We start from the raw sequence: 22,766 nt of genomic DNA on the forward strand, positions 1-22,766 counted from the left end.
TCGGCTCGCAGCACGGAAAGGCAGTTCTGTCGGTGGGGGCGGATAAGGTGATCGTCATGGGTAACGAGGTGCTGCTCGACGCCGGAGCGGTCAGTCGCTGCCGTCGTCGTGTGCATCTGGAGCACGACCCCGCGATGCGCGACGTCCCGCTGCCGCCGCCGGATCCGACGGCGCAGCAGCGGATCGCCGACGCGACGGCGCACCGCGAGGCGATCCTGCAGCGCCTCATCGACGCGACCACCGACGTCGAGGGCTCTGATGCCGAGAACCATCAGGCGGCCGGCGCGACCTGGGTGCGCATCCCGCGTGACCTGCCCTCGGCCGACCGCGTGCGGCTCACGGAGGAGGCCTTCGCCGAGGGCGCGCGGTTCATCTGGGGCCCGCTGCTGCGGGCCGACCCGGTCGGGCACCGGCGCGGCGGCGTCGACCTGCTCGTGCGCACCGCAACCGGATACGTGCCGGTGCTCGTGGTGCGCCACCGCATCACCGACCGCGGCCAGGGTGCGCCGACCACCGGGCTGACCGACCTCGACCCGGCGCACCGCACGCCGGACGAGACGCGCAAGGTCCGTTCGCAGCCGCGCGACCAGCTTCGGCTCGCGCACCTGCGGCGGATGCTGCAGACGTACGGGCGCGCCGAGACCGGCCGCGCCGTCGGCGGGGTCATCGGGCTCGACGCCGACGTGGTGGTCTGGCACGACCTCACCGCCGGCACCTGGCCCGGCGGCCGCAGCGCGCTGGCGGAGTACGACGCGCGCTTCGCCGACCGGCTCGCCGTCGCCACCGCGGCCGCGACCGAAGGCGAACCGCTGGCTCAACCCTCGCGCGTGCTGGAGTGCCGGCGCTGCCCGTTCTGGCCCACGTGCGAGGCGCAGCTCACCGAGACCCGCGACGTCAGCCTCGTCGTGCGCGGCGAGGACGCCGGCGAGCTGCGCCGCGCCGGAGTGTCCACTGTGGACAAACTGGCCGCGCTCGATCCGGCCGCCGAGGTGCCGCCGATGAACTGGACCGGCGGCACGTTCGCCGACGCGATCATGCTCGCGCGCGCGTGGCTGGCCGACCTCACGGTGGTGCGCCGCACGCCGCTGGTCGAGGTGCCGCGCGGCGACGTCGAGGTCGACGTCGACATGGAGAGCTTCGGCGACGCCGGCGCGTACCTGTGGGGCACGCTGCTCTCGGGTGCCGACATCGGCGTCGAGCAGGGCTACCGCGCCTTCGCCACCTGGGAGCCCTTACCGACCACGGACGAAGCGCGTTCGTTCGCGGAGTTCTGGGCGTGGTTCACCGACGTGCGTGACCGCACGCTGGCGGCCGGGCTCACGTTCCGCGCCTACTGCTACAACGCGCTGGCGGAGAACCGCTGGCTGTTCGGCTCCGTCGAGCGCTTCGGCGACCACCCGGGGATCCCGGCGAAGAAGGACGTGCAGTCCTTTGTGGACTCCGACGAGTGGGTGGATCTCTTCCGTAGCGTCACCGACCAGTTCCTGTGCTCGCGCGGCAAGGGCCTCAAGGTGATCGCCCCCGTCGCGGGCTTCCAGTGGCGCGACGCGGAGGCCGGCGGCGAAGCGTCGATGCGCTGGTACCGCGACGCCGTGGGCATGGACGGCGAAACCCCCGACGACACCCAGCGCGAGCGTCTCCTGCAGTACAACGAGGACGACGTGCTGGCCACCAAGGCGTTGCGCGAGTGGATGTCCGATCGGGCACAAGTCGAGGTGCCTTTCATGCTCGACATCTGATCCGCGGTCCGGCGCGCAGTAGGGTGACCTGGTGATCAAGGTCGACCCGCCGCTGGCGATCGAGGATTCCGAGGCGGAAGCGCTGTTCCAGCTCGAGACCGGCGGTCCCGAGACGGTGCGTTCCGCGCTCGGCATGACGGCCACCCGCCTCGGCGGTGCGGTGGTGCTGGCGGTGCGCAACGACCCGACGGACTACTGGAGCAAGGCGCTCGGCTTCGGCCGCACGGAGCCCATCACCGCGGAGCTGATCGCCGAGGTGTGCGCGTTCTACCGCGCGGCAGGCACGCGTCGCGCCACGTTGCAGCTAGCGCCGTCGGTGATTCCGGACGACTGGGCCGAGATCTGCGCGCGCGAGGGGCTGACGACCACGTCGTCGTGGGCCAAGCTCGTCGCCCCCGTCGACGAGGTCGTGGCCCGTGCCGACGACGACGAGCGCAGGCCGGCCGACGGCATCCGGATCGCGCCGGTCGGACGCGGTGACCTGTACCGGTGGGCGGCGCTGATGCTGAGCGTCTTCGGCATGCCCGAAGAGCACTTCGCGGAGATGTTCGCCGCGTCGGCCGCCGAGCCGAACTGCCACCCGTTCGCCGTGTGGCTCGAGGACGAGATGGTCGGCACCGCGATGATGTATCGGCAGGGCGAGATCGGCCAGATGTTCGGCGGCGCGGTCGCCGAGCACGCCCGCAACCGCGGCGGGCAGACGGAGCTCCTCGCCGCCCGCGCCCGGCTCGCGGCCGAGCTGGGCTGCAGCCTGCTCGTCGCCGAAACCGGTGCCGAGGCCGAGGGTGAGCACAATTCGTCGCTGCACAACATGCTCGACCTGGGCTTCCAGGTGGCCTACGAGCGGCAGAACTGGGTGTGGCAGCCCGCCGAGTGACTCGCCGGCCCGAGTTCGGCCGCCCAGGCAACTTTCCGGTGTCCTCCGTGATCCAAGGGGGCGTCAGGTAGCGGAGGGCGGTGGGCGTGCGCGGGTTCGAGGTTTTCGTCGAGCAGCACTACGACGAGCTGTTTCGCTACGCGCTCGTGCTGACCGGCGACCGCGGCGAGGCCGAGGACGTGGTGCACGACGCGCTGCTGCGGCTGGTCAAGCACGTCGGCCGCGCGGACATCGAGCACGAACGCGCCTACGCGCGGCAGGCGTTGTTCCGTGTTTTCCTCGCTCGCCGCGACCGTCGCCGACGCGAGCGGCTGATGCCGATCGCCGGGGCAGACGTCGAGGCCGGGGGAGACGCATTCGCGGTGTCGGCGGGCCGGTCGGAGATGGTCGCGCTGCTGTGGCAGCTGCCGCCGCGGATGCGGGCGGTGCTGGCGGCGCGGTTCTACCTGGACCTCGGCGAGGCGGAGACCGCTCGGCTGCTGGGTTGCGGCGTCGGGACGGTGAAGTCGTCGACGGCGCGCGGGCTGGCCCGGCTGCGGGAGCTGTGGGAGACCACGCACGAGCCGAGTCCGGCGGCGAGCGGGAGGGGACCGCGTTGAGGCAGCAGGAATTCACCGACACCGTTCGCCGGGAGCTCGGCGAGACCGCGCTGACGGCGCCGGAGCCCGGGGACGCGGCTCGGATGGCACGGCGGGTGCTGAGGACGCGGTCACGGCGACGGCAGTGGACACTCGTCGGCGCCGCGGCCGCCGCGGTGATGCTCGCCCTGGGTGCGGCGACGGTCGTCACCACGCAGACCACGTCGTCGCAGGTCCAGGCCGTGCCGGTGACGCAGTGGCCCGCGCGGGGGTCGCTGGCCGGGAACGTGGACTTGATCGAGCGCGCGCGGTGGGGCTGGGGTGGGCCGGCGGCGCAGGTGGTGTTCGCGGGGAGCCGGCCGGAGGTGGGCCCGATCGTCGTGCTCCGCAGCCAGGAGCGCGACGGCGGCGTCCGGCTGGCGTTCCTCACTGGGCCTGAGCTGCGGGTTCAGGCGCAGCTGACCGTCCCTTCGGCACAGCTCACGGCTCCGGCGTACGGCTTTGTCGCTTCGGCGCCGGACGGCGGCCCGGCCACGGGCGTCGCGGTGACGGCTCCGCAAGTGGACACGGCGAGGTTCACCTCCGGCGAGACCCAGGTGGCCGACGGCCTCGCGACCGCGAAGCTCCCACCCACCGCGGCCGCGTGGAACACCTCGCTGGCCACCGGAAACCCGCAGCACCCCGTCTTCGGCACGCTCACCAGCTCGGCGCACGACCCGGCGGTCTCGACGGGGACCGTCGTGCGCGCAGGGGCCGCGGCACAGTTCGGCATCTCCGGTGTCGATGCGAAGCCCGGCGACGTGGTCGCGACGCAGGCCGGGTTCGTCGGCGTGATCACCACCGGGCTCGACGACTTCGCGCTCTTGAAGTCGAACCCGGACGAGCTGTCGGGACCCTGGGGTCTGCGCACGGTGGCGGCGTCCGGCGAGTCCGTGACGGTGATCGGCACCGGTGGCCCGACGACCGTCATCCCGGCCGCTGCGGGCGCGCTGCACGAAGGCGATCGGATCGTGCTGACCGGGTTCGGCCGCTCGGCCGCCGTGGTCGCGCTGGGCACGGTCCATGCCGGCAGAGACGGGTCTTGGCTGCTGCAGCGCGCCGTCCCCCTGCCGCCCGATCAGTCCTCGGTGCTGCTGATCCACCGCTGAACCCTGGCGATCACCGGCCGGCTGTGCCTATACTCGTCTGCGAATACTCGTAGACGAGGAAGTGGTGACCGTGAAGCGGCGCAAGGTCGGGAACATGCTGGGGCTGGCCGTGCTGTCGGCCCTGGTCGAGCGGCCGATGCACCCCTACGAAATGGCCTCCGTGCTGCGCGAACGCGGCAAGGACGCCGACATGAAGATCAAGTGGGGCTCGCTCTACACGGTCGTCGGCAACCTGGAGAAGCACGGCTTCGTCGCCACCGTGGAGAGCGTCCGCGACGGCGCGCGGCCCGAGCGCACGATCTACCGCCTCACCGACGCCGGCCGCGCCGAGCTGGAGGACTGGGTGGCCGAGCTGCTCGGCGAGCCGGACCTCGAACCGACGAAGTTCCAGGCCGGGCTGTCGATCATGGCTTCGCTCGGCCCGGACGAGGTGGCGGACCTGCTGACGAAACGGCTCACCGCGCTGGAAAAGCGCCTCGCCGAGCGGGTGGCGGCGCTCGACGCGTTGCGCACCGAGGTGCCGCGGCTGTTCCTCGTCGAAGGCGAATACGAGCTGGTGCTGCTGCGCGCCGAGATCGACTGGGTGCGCGGACTGCGTGACGACCTGGCCACGAGTGCGCTGCCGGGCGTCGCCGAGTGGCGGCACTACCGCGAGACCGGCGAACTGCCGGAAGACTTGACCGCTTTCGTCGAAGGCGGCCAGGAGTAGAAAGCCGGCCCCGGAGGCAGTGCTGGCACACCGCCACCGGGGCCGGGGAAACCCTCGAACCGGTTCCGCGGCAGCGGACCCGATCTTCAGGCTGCGATCACAGGATACGGGCCCGCACTCCCCGGAGCGGTTCGGCCGACTCACCGAACTGGAGTGCGATCATGACGAACACCGAGGTCAAACGGCACCGGACCAAGCTCGTGCCGGAGATGGAAGGGCCGGTTGCGCGGGCGTACGCGCGCGGTCGCGGAACGGCGCCGCAGCTGGCGTTCTACCGCTCGTCGGCGGCGGAGCTGGCCAAGCAGCTGCCCGGTGGCGCCGACGTTCTGGAGGTGGCACCCGGGCCCGGCTTCCACGCGGTCGAGCTGGCGCGGCTCGGCTTCGCGGTCACGGGGCTGGACGTGAGCCGCACGTTCGTGTCCCTGGCGAGCCAGTACGCGCGTGAGCAGGGGGTCGCGGCGGAGTTCGTGCACGGCGACGTCGCGGCGATGCCGTTCGCGGCGGAGTCGTTCGATTTCCTGATCACGCAGGCGGCGTTCAAGAACTTCGCCGACCCGGTCGACGCGCTCGACGAGATGTGGCGCGTGCTGCGGCCGGGCGGGGTGGCGCTGGTGCAGGACCTGCGCAAGACGGCCACCTCGGAGGACATTGCCGCCGAGGTGGCTGGGATGAACCTGGGGCCCGTGGGTGCGCTCACGACAAAGTGGACACTCGGGCAGCTGCGCAAGCGCGCGTACACGCCGGAGCAGTTCGAGACGCTGGCGCGCGAGAGTCGCTTCGGTTCCTGCCGCATCACCACCGACGGCATCGGGCTCGAAGCGCGGCTGACGAAGGGGTGACGCCGGGGCGGTCTGGACCACGCGCGTGGTCCAGACCGCCGGGGAGCATCAGCGCGGGGCCATGCGCAGCGCGCCGTCCATGCGGACGACTTCGCCGTTGAGGTAGTCGTGGTCGATCAGGGAGAGGGCGAGCTGCGCGTACTCGTCCGGGCGCGCCAGGCGCTTCGGGAACGGCACGCCGGCGGCGAGGCCCGCGCGGAACTCGTCGCTGACCGTCGCCAGCATCGGGGTGTCGACGATGCCCGGCGCGATCGTCAGCACGCGGATGCCCTGCGACGCGAGGTCGCGCGCGGCCGGCAGCGTGAGGCCGACGACGCCGCCCTTCGACGACGAGTAGGCGACCTGGCCGATCTGGCCGTCGTAGGCCGCGACGGAGGCGGTGTTGATGATGACGCCGCGGGCGTCGTCGGTCAGCGGCTCGGTCTTGGCGATGGCCTCGGCGGCGATGGTGAGCACGTTGAAGGTGCCGATGAGGTTGATCTGCACGACCTTCGCGTAGAGCGCGAGGTCGTGGCGGCCCTTCTTCGACAGGATGCGGGCCGAGGGGCCGATGCCGGCGCAGTTCACGACCGTGCGCAGCGGCACGCCCGAGCCGGCCGCGGTGTCGACGGCGGCCTGGACCTGGTCGGGGTCGGTGACGTCGGCCTCGACGTAGGTGACGCCGTCGACCTGTTCCGCCTTCTCGATCGACGCGGCGAGGTCGAGCGCGAAGACGCGCGCGCCCTTGGCGGCCAGCGCCTTGGCGGTGGCGCCGCCGAGGCCGGAAGCACCACCCGTGACGAGCGCTGCGGTGTCGGTGATCTGCATCTTCAGCCTTTCTGCTGCTCGTGGTGCGGCCCTGCACCGTAGCGACAGGTTAACGCTCGTTCGCACCGGCGCCGGGTGTGCTGCCTCACGCGAGGCCGTTCTTCACTTCTCGCGTGGAGTATTCGGCCCCGCCGTTTTCCGTTAGCGCCCGCTTCAACTCCGAATGTCACCTTCGGCATCATGAGCGCAGCTCGGATCGTGGTGGTGGGGACGGGGTACGTCGGATTGACCACGGGGGCATGTCTCGCGAGCCTGGGGCATCGCGTCACCTGCGTGGACGTGGACGAGGCGAAGGTCTCTCGCCTCACCGCCGGCAGAGTGGACATTCTCGAACCGGGGCTGGCCGAACTGGTCACCGGTGGCATCGCGGGCGGGCGGCTGTCGTTCGTCGTCGGCGCGCGCAAAGCCGTGCAGGAGGCGGACGGTGTCTTCCTGTGCGTGCCGACGCCGATGGGCGCCGGCGGTTCCGCGGACCTGCGCGCGGTGGAGGCGGTGACCGCCGAGATCGGCGACGTGCTGCCCGCCGGCTGCGCGCTGATCACCAAGTCGACCGTGCCCGTGGGCACGTCGCGGCGCATCCGCGCGATGCTCGGCCGCGAAGACGTCCCGATCGTGTCCAATCCGGAGTTCCTGCGGGAAGGCACGGCGGTTTCGGACTTCCTCAACCCCGACCGCATCGTGGTCGGCTCCGACACCCCCGGCGCGGCGCGCTGGGTCGGTGACCTCTACGCGGACCTCGGCGCCCCGGTCGTCGTCGCCGACGCGGCGAGCGCGGAGCTCGTGAAGTACGCGGCCAACTGCTTCCTGGCGCTGAAACTGTCCTATGTGAACTCGATCGCCGAGCTGTGCGAGCGCCTCGGCGCCGACATCGACTTGGTGACCGAAGGAATGGGCTACGACCGGCGCATCGGCCGCACGTTCCTCAAGCCCGGCCCGGGCTGGGGCGGCTCGTGCCTGCCCAAGGACACCAGCGCGCTGGTGAAGGTCGCGGAGTCGGTGAACTACGACTTCCGCATGCTCACCTCGGCCATCGACGAGAACATCGCCCAGCGCGACCGCATCGTCGCGAAGATCGCCGGCGCCTGCGGCGGCACCCTCGCCGGCGCGCGGATCGGCGTGCTGGGCCTGGCGTTCAAGGCCGGCACCAACGACCTGCGAGACTCGCCCGCCCTCGCCGTCTCCTCGGTGCTCGGCGCGCTGGGCGCGGAGATCACCGCCTACGACCCGGCCGTCGACGGCGCCATCGACGGCATGACCGTGGTCGACGACCCGTACCAGGTCGCGAAGGACGCCGACGTGATCGTCGTCCTCACCGAGTGGGGCGAGTTCAAGCACCTCGACTGGACCATCATGGCCGACGCCATGGAGGGCGACGACGTCGTCGACACCCGCAACCTCCTCGACCCGCGCACGGTCATCGACGCGGGCCTGTCGTGGCAGGGCGTCGGCCGCCCGCGCGCGGCGGGCCGAAAGCGCGTGACGGTTTCCTAGCCCCTGCCTTACTCATCCTCGCCATTCGCCGGACTGTGCGCCGGCACTTGCCGACGCACAGTCCGGACTAGCACTTCTCCGCGGCTTCCGTTGGCTCGATCCACTAGTTATCCACATCCCGGCCTGCCCACTTGCAGTTGTCCACAGATTTCTCGACACAAGTTTTCAGCCCATGCCCTCGAGTAGACTGGAAAAGGGACGCATCCCTAGGGAGGGCGGGGGTTTTGTCGCTCCCCGCCGGGCTGGGCACAGGTCACTGGCGGAAGAGTCCCGTGCCCCCAGCCGTCATTCGGCGGCAGCACTGCTGCTTCCGTTCCCCGAGACCGCGTTCGGTGCGTTTTCCCCACACCTCAAGGAAAAACCGCGACCACGTCGGTCCGGCCGGCGAGATCAACCACAACCACGGCGGCCGCGGCGTCTACTTCCTCGACCCGGGCGGCAACGGCATGGAAGTGATCACGCAGCCCTACGAGCCGGACCGCCGCCGCCCCGCTAGCTGGTGACGGTCGCCGGATCCCGTACGTCTTCCGGGCTGCGGGATCCGGCCACCTGCACCAGCACCGCCCCCGCGAGCAACACCACCGCGCCCGCCAGTTGGGTCGCGCCGAGGGTTTCACCGAGCCACAGCCAGGCCAGGCCCGCGACGACGAGGGGTTCCACCAGGGCCAGCACGCTTGCCAGGGCCGGGGGCAGATCGCGCAACGCGCGCAGCCCGGCCAGGTAGGGCAGCACCGTGCCGGCCACGGCCAGCACCAGCAGCGCCAGCCACACGGGCACGTGCAGGCTGCCGAGCGTGGCCGTCCGGGTGACCGCCGCCGGCGCGACCGTCCAAGGTGGACTGACGGCGCCGACCACCACGGCGCCGATCGCCAGCCCGACCGCGGTGAGGCCCACCGAGTCGTGGCGGCCGGCGCCGCGTTCGCCGAGGAGGAAGTAGCCCGCCGAGCACACGGCCGCGCCCACGCCGGCGGCGATGCCGAGTGTGTCGAGCCGGCCGCCCTGCCAGATCTGCGCGACGAGCGCGAGCCCGGCCACGCCGAGCGCGGTCCCGACCCACACCAGCGCCGGCAGCCGTTCGCGCCGCACCACGCGGACCCACAGGGCGACCAACGCGGGCGCGAGGTTCACCAGCACCATCGCCACCCCGACCGGCACACGGTCCACGGCCACGAAGAAACACAGCTGCACCCCGGCCACGCCGAGCACGCCGTAGCCGAGCACCAGCCACACGTCGGACCCGCGGAAGCGCAACGCCCGCGGCCGTACCAGTGCGACGCCGGGCACGAGCACCACAGCCGCCAGCGCGATGCGCACCGCCGTGACCGCGGCCGGTGACCAGCCTGTGCCCATCACGGCCTTCGCCACCGGCCCGGACCCGGCGAACAGCACCCACGAAGTGAGACTCAACCCTGTCGCTCTTCCTCGCCCGGTCATGACCGCAGTGTCGCCGCCCGCCGCGCCAGCCGACCAACGATTTTCCGGCGGCCCGAAATTCACCCGACGGAAAACGCCGCCGCCGGACGACGATGTGGGTGTGACGGAACCGCGGGTGAGACCGGACCCGGCTTTCGCGCTGCTCGGGCTGTACGAGTCCGCGCTGCCGGAGGTCTATGGGTACCTGCTCGCGCGCTGCGGCGACCGCGTGCTGGCCGAGGAGCTGACGTCGGAGACGTTCCTGGGGGCCGTGGCCGCGTGCCGCAAAGGGGGCGCGCCGCCGGTGAGCACCGGGTGGCTGATCGGGGTGGCGCGGCACAAGCTGGCCGACCACTGGCGCCGCAAGGCCCGGGAGGAACGCGGGCTGCGGCTGGTGCACGAGCCCGACACCCACGATCCGTGGGACACCGAGCTCGACGCGTTGCGCGCACGCCAGGTGCTCGAGTCGCTCGGCGCGCACCACCGGGCCGTGCTCACGCTGCGGTACGTCGACGGCCTGCCGGTCGGCGACGTCGCCGCCTGCCTCGGCCGCACGCTCAACGCCACCGAAGCGTTGCTGACTCGCGCCAAGGCCGCGTTCCGCCACAGCTATGAGGAGAAAGGGGGCCGCGATGACTGAACCGTTCGACGCGCTTCGCCTGCCCCCGACGCCGGTCGACCCGGACCCGGCGTTCGCCAGGGAGCTGCGGGACAACCTGCGGCGCCTCATTCTGAACGGAGCCGAGATGACCACCACCGAAACCCCTGCCGACGCCGCCGTGCGCGCGCTCGCGCCCTACCTCGTCGTCACCGATGCCCGGGCCGCGCTGGACTTCTACGTCGAGGTCTTCGGCGCGCGGCGACGCTCCGATCCGATCGTGATGGACGACGGCCGCGTCGGGCACGCCGAGCTGGCCATCGGCGACAGCGTGCTGATGCTCGCGGAGGAGTTCCCCGAGCTGGGCAACGTCGTCGCGCCCGAGGGCGGGCCGTTGATCCGCGTGGAGGTGCCCGACGTCCGCGCGTCGGCCCGCCGCGCCGTGGAGCTGGGCGGTGAGCTGCTTCGTCCGGTCGAGGACCGCGGCTACGGGCTCGCCGGCACGATCAAGGACCCGTACGGCCAGCGCTGGCTCGTCGCGCAGGCCGGGCAGACGACCAAGCACGCCGCGAAGCCCACCCGCCACGGTGCGGCCATGTACTTCACGTTCCAGGTGCCCGACGACGAACGGGCGAAGGCGTTCTACGGCGGCGTCGTCGGCTGGCAGTTCGCGCCCGGCTCCGTGCCGGGTGCCTGGCGCTTCGAAGGGCCCGGCCTCGAAGGTGGGCTGTGGGGCGGCCCGGGCCGGCAGGTCGGCTGGAAGCTGATGTACGCCGTGGACGACCTCGAAGCGGCCCTGGCCCGCGTCCGCGACCACGGCGGCACGGCCGGTGAGGTGGAGCACCACCCGTACGGCACGACCGCCGACTGCGTCGACGACCAGGGCATCGAGTTCTGGCTCTGGGAACAGCCGGCCGAGTGAGAAACCCCATGACCCCGGCGGCTCCCGCGCCCCCGGGCGCACACTCGAACCATGGCCGGGCACTGGACTCCGTGCAACGAAGCTGAGCTGACCGCGGGCTGGCGGCTGTGGCTGGAGCTGGGCTCCTGCACGTGGCCAGGGCCGGACTGGGACGGCACGCCCGCCGAGGCCGTCACCGGGCTGACGCGGCTGTTCGCCACTTGCAACGAGATCCTCGAGGCCTATCGCCGCAGCGGCGGCCCCGACAGCGCCGGGATCATCGGCCTGGTGCGCTCGATGTTCCTCGCCGCCAACTGGACCCTCGAACTCTGGCGCGACGACACGGTCCCGCTGGACGCCGAGCGCGCCGCGTTGCTCCACGGCGACCTCGCGAGCTTCGCCGAACACGCCGAGGCGGTCCGAACGCTGCTCGCCCGGGGCGGCGGTTGGTCGTCGCTCCCGGGCTGAGCGTTCACCGCGGGTCCGGCAGCTTCCGCGCCAGCACCACCACGAGCAACGCGACCGCGGCCAGCAGCGCCATGACCAGCACGAACGCCCCCTCGTAGCCCATCGACCCCGTGCTCAGGCCCGCGAACAGGCTGCCGAACACGGCCACCCCGAGGGCCAGCGACGTCTGCTGGGTCGTGGTCATGACGCCGCCACCGATGCCGGCGAGGTCGTGGGGCACGCGGGACAGGACGATGCGGAACAGCGTGGTCATCGCCAGGCCGTTGCCGATCCCGATGAGGACCATGGCGGGCGCCAGCTCCCACAGCGTGAGGTCCGGCCACGCCCACAGCGCCGAGCCCGCGAGCACGAGCAGGCCGAACGCCGCGATCACGCCACCGGCGAGTACCACCTTCTGACCGAAGCGCGCGACGAGGTGGCTGCTGACCAGCGACGTCACGAAGTACGCCACGGCCATCGGCGTCAGCACGAGCCCCGAGCCGAGCGGGCCGAGGTGCAGGCCGTCCTGCAGGGTCACGGCGTAGACGAACATGAAGGACCCGAAGCCGCAGAAGAACGGCACCGCCACAACCAGGCCGTGGCGCACGTTGGCCGTGCGCAGCAGCGCCGGTGGCAGCAGCGGCATCCCGCCGCGCGACTCCAGCCGGGTCTCGACGCGGGCGAAGGCCAGCACGGCGAACGGGAACAGCACCAGCAGCACGATCGTCCACCACGGCCAGCCGAGCGCGCCGCCTTCCATCAGCGGCACGAGCAGCGTAAGGAGCGACGCGGCGAGCAGGGCCGTGCCCCAGCGGTCGACGCCGAGCGGGTTCTCCGCGCGGCTGTCGGGCACCGTGCGGCGCGCGACCACCAGCCCGATGAGGCCGATCGGCACGTTGACCAGGAAGATCGGCCGCCAGCTCGTGCCCCACAGGTCGGCGGCCACCAAAGCGCCGCCCAGCAGCTGGCCGACGACGGTGGCGATGCCGCCCGTCGCGCCGTAGAAGCCGAGCGCGCGGGAGCGGTGTTCGCCGGTCGTGCCGGCCTGGATGATCGAGAGCACCTGCGGCAGCAGCATCGCGGACGCCGCGCCCTGCGCCGCGCGCGCCAGCACGAGCGTCGTCGCGTTCGGGGCGAGGCCGCAGACCAGCGACGTCAGCGTGAACAGCGTGAGCCCCAGCAGGAACAGCCGGCGGCGGCCGAACGCGTCGCCGAGCCGGCCGCCGAGGACCAGCAGCACGGCGTAGGCGATGCCGTACGCGGCCACCACCAGTTCCAGGGTCGCGGTCGAGGCGTGCAGGTCGGCATCGATGGTGGGGAGGGCGACGTTGACGATGAAGAAGTCGATGATCGGCAGTGCCGCCCCCAGCAGCACGGTGACCAGGCCGGCGGAGGTGAGTGCCGGTCTCGTCGGCACGCCGGTGGTGTGCACCGGCGTGGTGGTTGTCGTCATGACTACCACGCTCCGACGCTTTTGAAACTGGTACCAGGTGCGCTCTTATCCTGGTAGTGGGACTACCTGGTACCAGGCAACGCGCTGTGCTGAACTGGGAGCATGACCACCGCTGTCGAAGAACGCCTCCGCCGCGGCGAGCTCGGCGCGTTCCTGCGCAGCCGCCGCGCCCGCATCACGCCCGAGCAGGTCGGCCTGCCCCTCGGCGGCCGCCGTCGCACGCCTGGCCTGCGGCGCGAAGAGGTCGCGCAGCTCGCCGGTGTCGGGGTCACCTGGTACACGTGGCTGGAGCAGGGCCGCGACATCAACGCGTCAGAGCAGGTGCTCGGCGCGATTTCGCGGACGCTGCGCCTCGATCCGCACGAGCACTCGCATCTGTTCACCCTCGCGGGCGCGCCCGAACCGCCGGCCGCCAACGAGTGCAACGCCATCACGGCCTCGATGCGCAAGATGATGACGCAGCTCGAGCCCTTCCCCGTCGCGGTCCGCAACGCGCGCTGCGACCTGCTCGGCTACAACCGCGCGTACGCGTGGCTCATGGGCGACGTCGACTCGATCCCGTTCGAAGACCGCAACACGCTCGTCCAGTGCCTCCTCAACCCGGACTGGCGCAGCCGGATGCTCGACTGGGAGCAGAACACCCCGCGCGTGGTCGCGTCGTTCCGCGCGGCGATGGCCGAGCACGTGGCCGAACCGTCGTGGAAAGCGCTGGTCAAGCGGCTGAAGGCGGAGTCGCCGCTGTTCGAGCAGCTGTGGAACCGCCACGACGTGAACCCGGAGCCGATCCGCACGAAGTGCTACGACCACCCCGACGTCGGGCTGCTCAAGTTCAACTTCACGTACCTGTACTCGGGCCGCCGCTCCGAGATCACCGTGTCCACCTACACCCCGGCCGACGAGCAGACGGCCGCAAAGCTGCCGACTTCGTTCGACTAGAAGCGGACCAGCACCCGTCCGTCGTTGTCCTTGTCGGTTTCCACCCGGCGGTAGAGCTTCTTGAGGTGCGGCTGGTTCAGCGTGGCGAGTACGCGCTTCTTCAGCTTGCCGGAGCCTTTTCCGGTGATGATTTCCACGACCTCGACCTTTTCCCGCGCCGCGCGGAAGATCGCGGTTCGCACGGCCGCGTCGATGTCGCGGTCACTCCGAAAGATCGGGTGCAGGTCGACGGTCAGCATGTCCGGCATGTCAGCTCCTCGGGGCGTCGTACGGCACCAAACGTAGCCGGGGTGCCGCTTCCGGACGGACGCGCGAAGGCGCCGTGAGCGGTAGTTTTCTGCACCATGCAGGACTGGTGGCGGGCGCGGAACCCGTGGTTCGGACGCGTGTTCCGGACCGTCGTGGTGCTCGTGTTCACGCTCGGAGCCACGAGCGCGGCCGGCCGCTGGCAGCCGGGCGCTCACCTGCTGACCGCGGCGGGCGCCGCTTGGCTGGTCGCGACCGTGCTGACGCTGCTCGTCGTCCACCGTTACCCGCTGCCGGTATTCGTGGTCACGGCCGCGTCGGCGTATGCGTTCTACGCTTCAGCCGAGCCCGGCGGACCGATCATCCTGGTGCCGACGATCGCGTTGTTCATGCTCACCCGGCGCAGCGGCCCGGTGGTCGCGGGCTGGACCGGCGCCGGAGTGCTCGTCGCCGGGTACGCGGCACACGTGATCACCACGCGGTCGTTCGCGATCGCGCCTTCGGCCGGGGTGTTCGTGGTGTGGCTGGCGGCGGTGATCGGCATCGGCACCGCCGTGCGCTACCAGTTCGCGGCCCTGGCGGCGCGGCGTGAGCAGGCGGTGGAGCACCGCCACCGCCTGGCCGAGCAGGAGCGGCTGCAGATCGCGCGCGAGGTGCACGACGTCGTGGCGCACAGCCTGGCGATGATCAACGTGCAGGCCGGCGTCGCCGCGCACGTCGCCGATCGGCGGCCTGAGCAGGCGAAAGAGGCGTTGCTGAACATCAAGGCGGCCAGCGCGTCGGCGCTCAACGATCTGCGCGCGACCCTCGCCGTGCTGCGTTCGGGCGAGGACAAGGCACCCGCGCCGAGCCTCTCGCAACTGGGCGAGCTACTCGACCACGCTCGGTCCGCCGGCCTCGAAGTGCGGCTGCACGGCGACGCGGGCGACGTGCCGGCGCCCGTGGCCGGGGCGGCCTACCGGATCCTGCAGGAGTCGCTCACCAACGTCGTCCGTCACGCCGACGGGGCGCAGCACGTCGACGTCCACCTCGAACGGCGCCCGGGAGCCCTCACGCTCACCGTCCGCGACGACGGTCGCGCCACCACCGCCCCCACACCCGGCCACGGGCTGCGGGGCATGAACGAACGCGCGGCCGCCCTCGGTGGGACGGTCCAGGCCGGCTTGGTCAGTGCCGCCGAGGGCGGTTTCGAAGTCCGGGCCGAACTGCCCGTGAAGGGGGAAACATGACGATCACGGTGGTGCTGGCCGACGACCAGGCCCTGGTCCGCGCGGGGTTCCGCGTACTGCTGGAGACCGAAGACGGCTTCGACGTCGTCGGCGAAGCAGGCGACGGCGCGCAAGCTGTGGCGCTCGCGGCCGAGCACAAACCGGACGTCGTGGTGATGGACGTCCGCATGCCCGGCACCGACGGTCTCGAAGCCACCCGCCGCATCACCGCCGACCCGGCGCTGGCCGGCGTGAAGGTGCTGGTCCTGACCACGTTCGACGTCGACGAGTACGTCTACGAGGCCCTGCGCTCGGGGGCGAGCGGCTTCCTGCTCAAGGACACCGAGCCGGTGGAGCTGCTGCGCGCGTTGCGCGTGGTCGCCGCCGGCGAGGCGCTGTTGGCCCCGACCGTGACGCGCCGGCTGATCTCGGAGTTCGTCGGCCGCCCCGAGCACCGCCGTATCGACACGGCCGCGGTCAAGGAGATCACCGACCGCGAACGCGAGGTGCTCGGCCTCGTCGCCGGCGGCCTGTCCAACGACGAAATCGCCGCTCACCTGGTCATTTCCACCGCCACGGCCCGCACCCACGTCAGCCGGATCATGACGAAGATCGGTGCCCGGGACCGGGCGCAGCTGGTGGTCCTGGCCTACGAATCCGGCCTCGTGACCCCGCGACGCAACTAGCCCGAAGGTGTGAGTTACGCCGTGTCGGTGAACGTCGTCCCACGTTCGGACGCCTTACCGGCAGAGCATCGCCTCACTCAGCGATGTGTTCGGCGGAAGGAGCTCCCATGGCGTGGGAGATCGTCGTGGTCGCCGCGCTGGCCGTGGTCTTCCTGGTCAGACTGGTGCTGCAGCTCAAGCGGGGCTGAGGGCCGCCGCCGCGGCGTGCTGTGGCGGGCGCGGGGCTCGGCCGTGCGGTCGGAGCCCGACTCCTGCGCGAGCGGGGGCCGAGGCTGCGGCTGCGGTTGGGGCTGCGGCCGGCGAGCCGGGGCCGCCCGCGGCGTGATCACGGTCTGCTCCGCGTCGGTCGGCGGAGGCGGCTTCGGAGCACGTTGCGGCGGAGTCGGCGGCGGCTTGGGCACGCCCCTGGTCGGCAGGGGCGGCAAGCTGCCGTTCAACGAGCCGGAGACGGAGCCCACCGGCGCGTCACCCGCCCGGTGCCGAGGACGGTCCACCTTCGGGATCTCGATCGTGATCTCGCTGGTGACCTGGATCGGCGTCGGCTTCTCACGCCGGTACGAGAGCTTGCGCGCCAGCGCGTGGCTCGGCCGCTCGACGAACCGGTAGCTCACCTCGACCACGCCGAACACCGCCGGGATCACGATCAGCAACGCGATCGGCAGCGGCACCGCCGGGCGCAGCAGCTGCAGCAGCACGAACGAGACCAGCATGTGCAACAGGTAGATCGAGTAGCTGCGCTCGGACACGATCGTCCAGAACTTCCGCTGCTTGAGCTTCGGTTCCGCCATCATGCCCAGCAGGAACAGCACCACTGCGAACGCCATCGACAGGTTGTAGGCCGTGTCCACCCGGCCGACGTTGATGATGTCGCCGAGCACGTACAGGCTCCACGCCAGACCACCGAACACGCCACCGGCCCACAGCGGAATCTTCTTCGACGTGGTGGCCCAGATGACCTGGCCGATGATCATGATCGGCAGGTAGGACACGTTCACCGCGAACAGGAAGTACTCGGCGGTGAGCTGCCTGCCGCTCAGCATCACCACGAAGATGAACGTGATCTCGATGGCGATGGCCAGCCACACCCACCGGCGCAGCACCGGGAGCAACAGCATCAGGATGACGTAGAACAGGACCTCGACGATCATCGTCCACGCCACCGGCACCAGGACGACCTGCGGGTTGATCAGGTAGTTGACCAGCAGGGAGTTGGTGAGCACCGTCAGCGGCGTCAGCTGCTGCGACTGTCCCGGCGTCGCGGGCGGATGCAGGTGTACCAAGATCAGCAGCGCGGTCAGCAGCACCACGAACACCATCGGCGCGTACACCCGGATCAGCCGGTTCACGGCGAACCGCCGGCTGCCCTGCCGCAGCGCGATCGGGGTGACCACGAAACCGCTGACCAGGAAGAAGAACGGAACCGCGATCTCCCCGATGCCCTGTGTCGACATGTGCATCGGGTCGCTGGTGAGCGCCTCGATGAAGTCGATGTACGGCGCGTGCTCGCCCTTGGCCTTCACCCAAGGATGCGCGATGTGGCTGTAGAAGACCAGCAGCGCACCGAGCCCGCGGCCGATGTCGATGAAGACGATCCGGGTTTTCTTCGCCGGTTCGGTGGGCGTGACTGCGGTCAACGCCCACCCCCCAGCTGGTCGAACCGACTTAGTCCGTAAGGAGTGTAACTAAGAAGCACCGAGTGGTTTCCACGGATGGAAATTTACCCAGCTGAGGCGGGTTCGGGTCGGAGCCACAGCGTCACGAATTCCTTTTCGTTACGCCGGGCGGTGCGAATCAGCTCCCGGTCACCCTGTGGGTAGGTGACGGGCCCTTCGTCGCCGACCTCGATCGGCTGGTAGCCCAGCTCGCGGTAGCGGGCGAGCACCGCATGCGGATCGTCCCCGAGTTCCTCGATGGCGCCCGGGCAGAACTCGCACACGATGTGCGGGCGGTCGCGGCGCAGCACGTCGTCCAGCCCGGCCAGCGCCCGGTGATCGCGGCCCTGCAGGTCGACCTTGATCAGGGTGATCTGCTGCTCGCGCACCTCGGGCACCTCGCCGAGCCGGACCGCGGGCACCTCGATGCCCGGCCCGTCCTCGCTGACCCGGTTGTCGCCGCTGTTGTCGGCTTCCGGATGGGTGAGTCGCACGGTGCCGGCGTGGTCCCAGGCGGCCACCGGCAGGACCGTGGTCAGCTCTACCGCGGCGGCGGGCAGGTTCACCGCGAGGTTGCGGCGCAGGTATTGGGCGTTGAGGGGATCGGCCTCGACGGCGATCACCCGGGCGACGTCCGGGCAGGATCGCATCAGCCGCAGCGTGTGGTAGCCGACGTGCGCGCCGATGTCGAGGATGGCGCCGGGATGCCGGGTCACCAACTCGCACATGAGCTCGGCCTCGCTGTTCTCCCAGGACCGGTGGAACTGGATCCACGGGAGCATGACCTCGTCGATCGGCATCAGCAGCGCGCCCACGTCGCTGACCACGACCTCGGCGCCGCGCGGGATCGGAACATGCGAGAGCCGGGCGGCGTCGCGCAGCGCACCCAGGTCGACCGAAACGCGCTGAATTGCCTCTTCGTCCTGGTCGAGCCGTTGGTCGCGGGCCGAGAAGTCGGCGTGCACGCTCGCCGTGACCGACTCCAGCTCGCCGGTGAAGCTCTCCGACATCTTGCTGACGTCGGCCTCGATGTTGCGCACGGCCAGATCGAGGCCCGGCGTCTGGTCGCGCAGCTCCTCGACGAACGTCTCCAGCGCCCGCAGCCGGCCCTCGACCGAGGTCTTGACGGTTTCCAGCTTGTCGTCGAAACGGCGGCTCAGCTCTGCGGCTCGCTGCGCGTCGTCGAGGCGCGCCTCCACGGACTCCAAGCGGGCCAGCAACCTGCTGGTGGTCTCCTCCGTGGCGTCGCGGAGCTCGCCCATGACCCGGCGTTGATGCACGTCGTAGTGGTCGATGGCACGCAGCACGGCCTTGCGCATCGCGGGCGCGAGCGGCGTCCTCGAGGGCGCGGCCGGCTCCGGCCGCCAGTGCAGCGCCTCTGCGGCCTTGCGCACCGGGGTCAGCGGGTGCTCGGGCTCCTGCGGCCGGTACGCCTGGCGCGAACGCCAGATTTCGTAGGCGCCGCGCAGCTCGCGGTGCATCCACTCGGCGGCGGCCGCCATGGACCGCGTGCGCAGCACCTGCTGGCGCGCCTTCCGGCCGCGCCGCTCGGCCTCGTCCGGATTGTCGGCGACCTCGCGCATGGCGGCCGCGGCCGCCTCGACGTCCGGATCCGCCCACAGGGTGCCCGGCTCGTACGGGTCGTTGCCCTTGCCCACCGGGACCAGCCGGTAGGCCACCGGCCAGCCGGTGGTCGAGTCGAGGAACTCGGTGGTGCTGGAGTAGTCCGTCGAGATGACCGGCATGGCGCGCGCCATCGCCTCGGCCACCGTCAGCCCGAAGCCCTCGCCCCGGTGCAGCGACACGTAGCACGTGCTGCGGTCGTAGAGGTCGTGCAGTTCGGCCACCGACAGGTAACGCTCGATCAGCTCGATCCTCGGATCGCCCACAGCTGCCGCGCGCAGCCGTTCCGCCTCGAACGGGCGCTGCTTGGCGTTGATCGTCTTGATGGTCAGCCGCACGTCGTCGCGGCCGGGGAAGGCTTGCTGGAACGCCTTGATCGTGCCCCACGGGTTCTTGCGCTGCGCGATGCTGTTGAAGTCGAACGCGAACAGGAACCGGACCGGCTCACCGGCCTCGCGGGCGGGGCGAGAGGGTTCACCGGGATCGCGCACCGGAACCGGCACGGTCTTGACCGGGATCGGAGAGTGCTTGGCGATCGCGGTGCGGCAGAAGTCGCTGACCGTCCACACCTCGTCGACCAGACCGAACGCCTCGTGCATCGAGGCGGGGAAATCCTCGGTCTCCCACGCCCACAGGCCGATCCGGTAGCGGTCGTGCCCGACCTCGGGATGCGTGCCGAGCAGCACCCTCGTCTGGTCGGCGTTGACGGCGAGCACGCTCACCGGGAACCGCGGGTCACCGAGGCTCTCGGGTTGATCGAGACCGGTACGGTTGAGGATGCGTTCCTCGACCACCGACGCGATCGGCACTTCGGCGACCTCGATCGCCTCGTGCACGATCCGGCCCATCTCGCCGACACCCAGCTCGGCGGTCAGATAGCCGAGCAGGTTGACGCCGAACTCGTCCACCGGCGCGCGGGCGGCCACCGGATGACCGGGCAGCGCCCACTCGGCGAGTTCGCCCTCGCTGATGCCGGAGGTCACGCACCACGCACGGAACTGCTCGGAGTCTTCACCGGTCGGATGCGGGAAGGCGATTCGAAGATCGACACGGGAATCCCAGACGGCGAGCGCCGCCCGGTTCAGCCCGGACGCCGCTTGCGCCGAGTCCTCCGCGCCGGCCAGCCACTCGCGCAGGGCGCGGCCGCCGTCTTCGCCGTAGGCGTGCGGTGGGAGGCGCTTGTTCTTGCGCTCGGCCTTGATCCAGGCCTCGCGGAACACGCGCCGGGCCAGCCTGGGCAGCGGCGTGCCGTCACCGAAACCGGCGAAACCGTAGGGCACCACTTCCAGCGTCTCGGCGTAACCCGCGTCGCGCAGCGCCGCACCGTAGGCGTCGCACAGTTCGCGCAGTTCAGGGTTGGCCGAGAGCAGCACGCGCGGTTCGCGTGCGCAGTAGTAGGTCAGCAGCCACGGTGTCTCCGGCCGGTAACCGCTGAAGTGGAAGAACCGCAGTTTCGCTCCGCCCGCGGTCAGCTCGCCGTTCTCCTCACGGTTGACCGGGCGGTCGTGCAGGTTCCAGTACGCGACGTTGAAACCAGGGTCGACGAGCACGTGGTGGCCGAAGAGCGCAGGCACGTTGTCCACCCAGCGCTGGTCGGTGAACAGCTGCTGCTCCGGCGCCACGATCGCGTCGTGCCGCAGCCGCTGTGCCCAGAAATCGAGGAAGTCACCGGAGCCGGGACCGACCCCGATGAAGCCCAGGTTGAAGATCCCGGCGCCCATGATGACGGCCTCGTCGGGCTCCATCCCATCGCGTGGCAGCGGGGACAGCACGTGCGGGGTAAGCACGATGCCGTGCTCCATCGCGAGCTCCGCGATCTCCGGCATCGGCGCGAAGACCCTGATGTCCGGATCGAGGTAGATCGCCACGTCGTACTCGCGGCGCAGCTCGCGCAGCAGGTAGGGCTTGACCGAGGTGGCCAGCTCGGTGACCGAGTACGCCGTGGCCATGCGCAGGTAGTCGTCCCGGTCGATGCCGAACGCGTCCTGCCCCACGACCCGGTACCCGTCGCGCTCGTCCTCGTGGCCGTCGATGACCGCGATGACGAAGTCGTTTTCGGGGTGCTGCGCCAGGTAGGACCTGGCCAGGACGCGGGCCGCGGGCAGGTAGTTGCGCGCGACGATCGTGCACGCGGTGACTGTGCGCGCGTCACCCATTGCTCGGCAGCACCTTCAGCTGAGCGGCGAGGATCGTGTCGAAGTTCGTCCTCGCGGTCTGCAGGCTCCCCGGAGCGGTCACCTCGATCCGGATCACCACGTTGCCGTGCGAGTAGTGGCCACGGATCTGCGCGGGGGAGCTGTCCTTCGCGTCGACCGAGGTGACGAACACGCCGTCCGGGGCGTCGGTGACGCGGGTGGCGTCGTTGCGGATCTGCGTGGCCAGCAGCTTGCTCGCTGCGTTCTGCGCCGCGGCCGGGCTGCTCACCTTGGTCAACATGAGGATCGCCCGGGCCCCGCCGCCGAGGTCGTGCACCACGAACTTCACGTCGCCGGCCTGTGCGGCCTCGTACGTTGACAGCTCGTCGGAGGTGAGGTAATTCAGCGCCGGGATCTGCGAGAAGTTCTTGATGGTGTCGTACTTCTCCGCGGAGCCCGGAATGTCGGCGACCGCCATCCCGTCCGGCGGCTTCGGCGCGCTCGACGACGCCTGCTGCGTCGGCTGGGCGGTGGGCTGCTCGTTGCCGCCGCCCCTGTCGCGGCCCCAGAGCCAGTAGGCGCCGAAGGCGATCGCGGCCAGCACGACCACGGCGCCGACGATCGCGCCGATCTTCTTGCCGTTGCCCGACTTGGGCTTCTCGGCGAAGAACTCGGGGCCCTGGCGGAAGGAGTCGTTGCCGGTGGGGCCGAGCGGAGGCAGCTCGCCACCACCCCACGGCGGGCTCTGGTCGCCCTCGGGCGCGTTCCACGGCTGCTGCTGCGGGAAACCGCCGGCCGGGGAGGCGGGCTGCTGGAACCCGCCGGGCGGGGAGTACTGCGCCTGCGGCGGCTGCTGCGACGGCTGCACGTACTCGGTGCGTGCGGGGTCGGCCTGCTGCATCTGCCAGGACTGCACGGCCTGGGTGCGCTCGGCGCTCGGGTCACCGGCGGGCTGCTGCGGCGCCTGCTGCTGGACCGGCTGCTGCTGCGGCGCCGGCTGCTGCTGGGGCATCCCCTGCGGCGGGCTGACCGGCGTGATGATCTGCGTCGAGTCCGCGCTCGGGGCGGCCTGCTGCGGCGCCGGCTGGTCCTGCTGGCCGACGGCCGAGGACAGCACCTGGTCGCGCCGGATCCGGTAGTCGTCCGCGGACAGCCGCCCTGACGCGAGCTCCTCGTCCAGCCGCCGCAGCTCCTCCTGCCAGGACACCAGGGCCCCCCTTATCTGTCGGCATGGCGACGATCAGTGCGCCACCGCGACCCGATGTGTGTGACGACGTGGA

Annotated in this window: 20 protein-coding genes and 1 pseudogene; 14 read left to right on the forward strand and 7 right to left on the reverse strand. The window is 71.0% G+C overall.

The window, feature by feature from the left end; translation table 11 throughout:
- Window positions 1–56: 56 nt before the first annotated feature.
- From ACQPXB_RS00590 to ACQPXB_RS00615, 6 genes are all read left to right on the forward strand, one after another.
- A complete protein-coding gene (locus tag ACQPXB_RS00590; protein ID WP_432849090.1) occupies window positions 57–1,739 on the forward strand; it encodes a TM0106 family RecB-like putative nuclease in 1,683 nt (560 codons plus the stop codon).
- A gap of 31 nt (window positions 1,740–1,770) precedes the next feature.
- Window positions 1,771–2,616: a GNAT family N-acetyltransferase gene (locus ACQPXB_RS00595; protein WP_432849091.1), complete on the forward strand. Its 846-nt coding sequence runs from the start codon at window positions 1,771–1,773 to the stop codon at window positions 2,614–2,616.
- Window positions 2,617–2,702: 86 nt separating this feature from the next.
- The gene (locus ACQPXB_RS00600) at window positions 2,703–3,215 is read left to right on the forward strand and encodes a sigma-70 family RNA polymerase sigma factor (protein WP_432849092.1); all 513 of its coding nucleotides are present in this window, start codon (window positions 2,703–2,705) and stop codon (window positions 3,213–3,215) included.
- Entirely contained in the window at window positions 3,212–4,342 is a 1,131-nt protein-coding gene (locus ACQPXB_RS00605) for a hypothetical protein (protein ID WP_432849093.1), read from the forward strand. The genes ACQPXB_RS00600 and ACQPXB_RS00605 overlap by 4 nt, the downstream gene beginning before the upstream one ends.
- 70 nt (window positions 4,343–4,412) lie before the next feature.
- The gene (locus ACQPXB_RS00610) at window positions 4,413–5,051 is read left to right on the forward strand and encodes a helix-turn-helix transcriptional regulator (RefSeq protein ID WP_432857200.1); all 639 of its coding nucleotides are present in this window, start codon (window positions 4,413–4,415) and stop codon (window positions 5,049–5,051) included.
- A gap of 161 nt (window positions 5,052–5,212) precedes the next feature.
- On the forward strand, window positions 5,213–5,890 hold the full coding sequence (locus tag ACQPXB_RS00615; protein ID WP_432849094.1) for a class I SAM-dependent methyltransferase: 678 nt from the start codon (window positions 5,213–5,215) through the stop codon (window positions 5,888–5,890).
- A 48-nt stretch (window positions 5,891–5,938) separates the two neighbouring features.
- Here the strand turns inward: ACQPXB_RS00615 and ACQPXB_RS00620 are convergent, their stop codons facing one another.
- Window positions 5,939–6,697, reverse strand: a complete 759-nt coding sequence (locus tag ACQPXB_RS00620; protein WP_360598662.1) for an SDR family NAD(P)-dependent oxidoreductase — start codon at window positions 6,695–6,697, stop codon at window positions 5,939–5,941.
- A 180-nt stretch (window positions 6,698–6,877) separates the two neighbouring features.
- Here ACQPXB_RS00620 and ACQPXB_RS00625 point away from each other — a divergent pair, with 180 nt between their 5' ends.
- Window positions 6,878–8,188 (forward strand): UDP-glucose dehydrogenase family protein, encoded by a 1,311-nt coding sequence (locus ACQPXB_RS00625; RefSeq protein WP_432849095.1) that lies wholly within the window; start codon window positions 6,878–6,880, stop codon window positions 8,186–8,188.
- A gap of 383 nt (window positions 8,189–8,571) precedes the next feature.
- Window positions 8,572–8,691, forward strand: a pseudogene (locus tag ACQPXB_RS00630) (VOC family protein); the annotation flags it as partial.
- Here the strand turns inward: ACQPXB_RS00630 and ACQPXB_RS00635 are convergent.
- Window positions 8,681–9,595 (reverse strand): EamA family transporter, encoded by a 915-nt coding sequence (locus tag ACQPXB_RS00635; protein ID WP_432849096.1) that lies wholly within the window; start codon window positions 9,593–9,595, stop codon window positions 8,681–8,683. The pseudogene ACQPXB_RS00630 and the gene ACQPXB_RS00635 sit on opposite strands and share 11 nt — an antisense overlap.
- Window positions 9,596–9,722: 127 nt before the next feature.
- Between ACQPXB_RS00635 and ACQPXB_RS00640 the strand changes: the two genes are divergently transcribed.
- The 3 genes from ACQPXB_RS00640 to ACQPXB_RS00650 are packed head-to-tail and all read left to right on the forward strand — an operon-like array spanning window position 9,723 to window position 11,568.
- A complete protein-coding gene (locus ACQPXB_RS00640; protein WP_366577022.1) occupies window positions 9,723–10,241 on the forward strand; it encodes an RNA polymerase sigma factor in 519 nt (172 codons plus the stop codon).
- Window positions 10,234–11,121, forward strand: coding sequence for a VOC family protein (locus tag ACQPXB_RS00645; protein WP_432849097.1), 888 nt, complete (start codon window positions 10,234–10,236; stop codon window positions 11,119–11,121). The genes ACQPXB_RS00640 and ACQPXB_RS00645 overlap by 8 nt, the downstream gene beginning before the upstream one ends.
- Before the next feature lie 51 nt (window positions 11,122–11,172).
- On the forward strand, window positions 11,173–11,568 hold the full coding sequence (locus tag ACQPXB_RS00650) for a hypothetical protein (protein WP_366577026.1): 396 nt from the start codon (window positions 11,173–11,175) through the stop codon (window positions 11,566–11,568).
- 4 nt (window positions 11,569–11,572) lie between these two features.
- Here the strand turns inward: ACQPXB_RS00650 and ACQPXB_RS00655 are convergent, their stop codons facing one another.
- The gene (locus ACQPXB_RS00655; protein WP_432849098.1) at window positions 11,573–13,000 is read right to left on the reverse strand and encodes an MFS transporter; all 1,428 of its coding nucleotides are present in this window, start codon (window positions 12,998–13,000) and stop codon (window positions 11,573–11,575) included.
- A 102-nt stretch (window positions 13,001–13,102) separates the two neighbouring features.
- Here ACQPXB_RS00655 and ACQPXB_RS00660 point away from each other — a divergent pair, with 102 nt between their 5' ends.
- A complete protein-coding gene (locus ACQPXB_RS00660) occupies window positions 13,103–13,936 on the forward strand; it encodes a helix-turn-helix transcriptional regulator (RefSeq protein WP_432849099.1) in 834 nt (277 codons plus the stop codon).
- Here the strand turns inward: ACQPXB_RS00660 and ACQPXB_RS00665 are convergent.
- Window positions 13,933–14,184: a Smr/MutS family protein gene (locus ACQPXB_RS00665; RefSeq protein WP_366577030.1), complete on the reverse strand. Its 252-nt coding sequence runs from the start codon at window positions 14,182–14,184 to the stop codon at window positions 13,933–13,935. The two genes, ACQPXB_RS00660 and ACQPXB_RS00665, sit on opposite strands and share 4 nt — an antisense overlap.
- Before the next feature lie 96 nt (window positions 14,185–14,280).
- On the opposite strand from ACQPXB_RS00665, the gene ACQPXB_RS00670 reads away from it, so the two are divergent.
- Together ACQPXB_RS00670 and ACQPXB_RS00675 are read left to right on the forward strand one after the other, a co-directional pair.
- Window positions 14,281–15,411 carry a sensor histidine kinase gene (locus ACQPXB_RS00670; RefSeq protein WP_432849100.1) on the forward strand — a complete coding sequence of 377 codons (1,131 nt, stop codon included), beginning with the start codon at window positions 14,281–14,283 and terminating at the stop codon, window positions 15,409–15,411.
- Window positions 15,408–16,076 carry a response regulator gene (locus tag ACQPXB_RS00675; protein ID WP_432849101.1) on the forward strand — a complete coding sequence of 223 codons (669 nt, stop codon included), beginning with the start codon at window positions 15,408–15,410 and terminating at the stop codon, window positions 16,074–16,076. The genes ACQPXB_RS00670 and ACQPXB_RS00675 overlap by 4 nt, the downstream gene beginning before the upstream one ends.
- Before the next feature lie 77 nt (window positions 16,077–16,153).
- On the opposite strand, the gene ACQPXB_RS00680 is transcribed toward ACQPXB_RS00675, so the two are convergent.
- The 3 genes from ACQPXB_RS00680 to ACQPXB_RS00690 form a co-directional block, all read right to left on the reverse strand.
- On the reverse strand, window positions 16,154–17,710 hold the full coding sequence (locus ACQPXB_RS00680) for an acyltransferase family protein (RefSeq protein ID WP_366577035.1): 1,557 nt from the start codon (window positions 17,708–17,710) through the stop codon (window positions 16,154–16,156).
- Window positions 17,711–17,793: 83 nt separating this feature from the next.
- Complete coding sequence (locus ACQPXB_RS00685) at window positions 17,794–21,507, reverse strand: FkbM family methyltransferase (RefSeq protein WP_432849102.1); 3,714 nt, start codon at window positions 21,505–21,507, stop codon at window positions 17,794–17,796.
- The gene (locus tag ACQPXB_RS00690) at window positions 21,500–22,693 is read right to left on the reverse strand and encodes a hypothetical protein (protein ID WP_432849103.1); all 1,194 of its coding nucleotides are present in this window, start codon (window positions 22,691–22,693) and stop codon (window positions 21,500–21,502) included. Before ACQPXB_RS00690 ends, ACQPXB_RS00685 begins: the two co-directional genes overlap by 8 nt.
- Window positions 22,694–22,766: the final 73 nt, after the last annotated feature.

The sequence above is a fragment of the Amycolatopsis sp. CA-161197 genome, from assembly GCF_050942255.1.
Lineage (GTDB): Bacteria > Actinomycetota > Actinomycetes > Mycobacteriales > Pseudonocardiaceae > Amycolatopsis.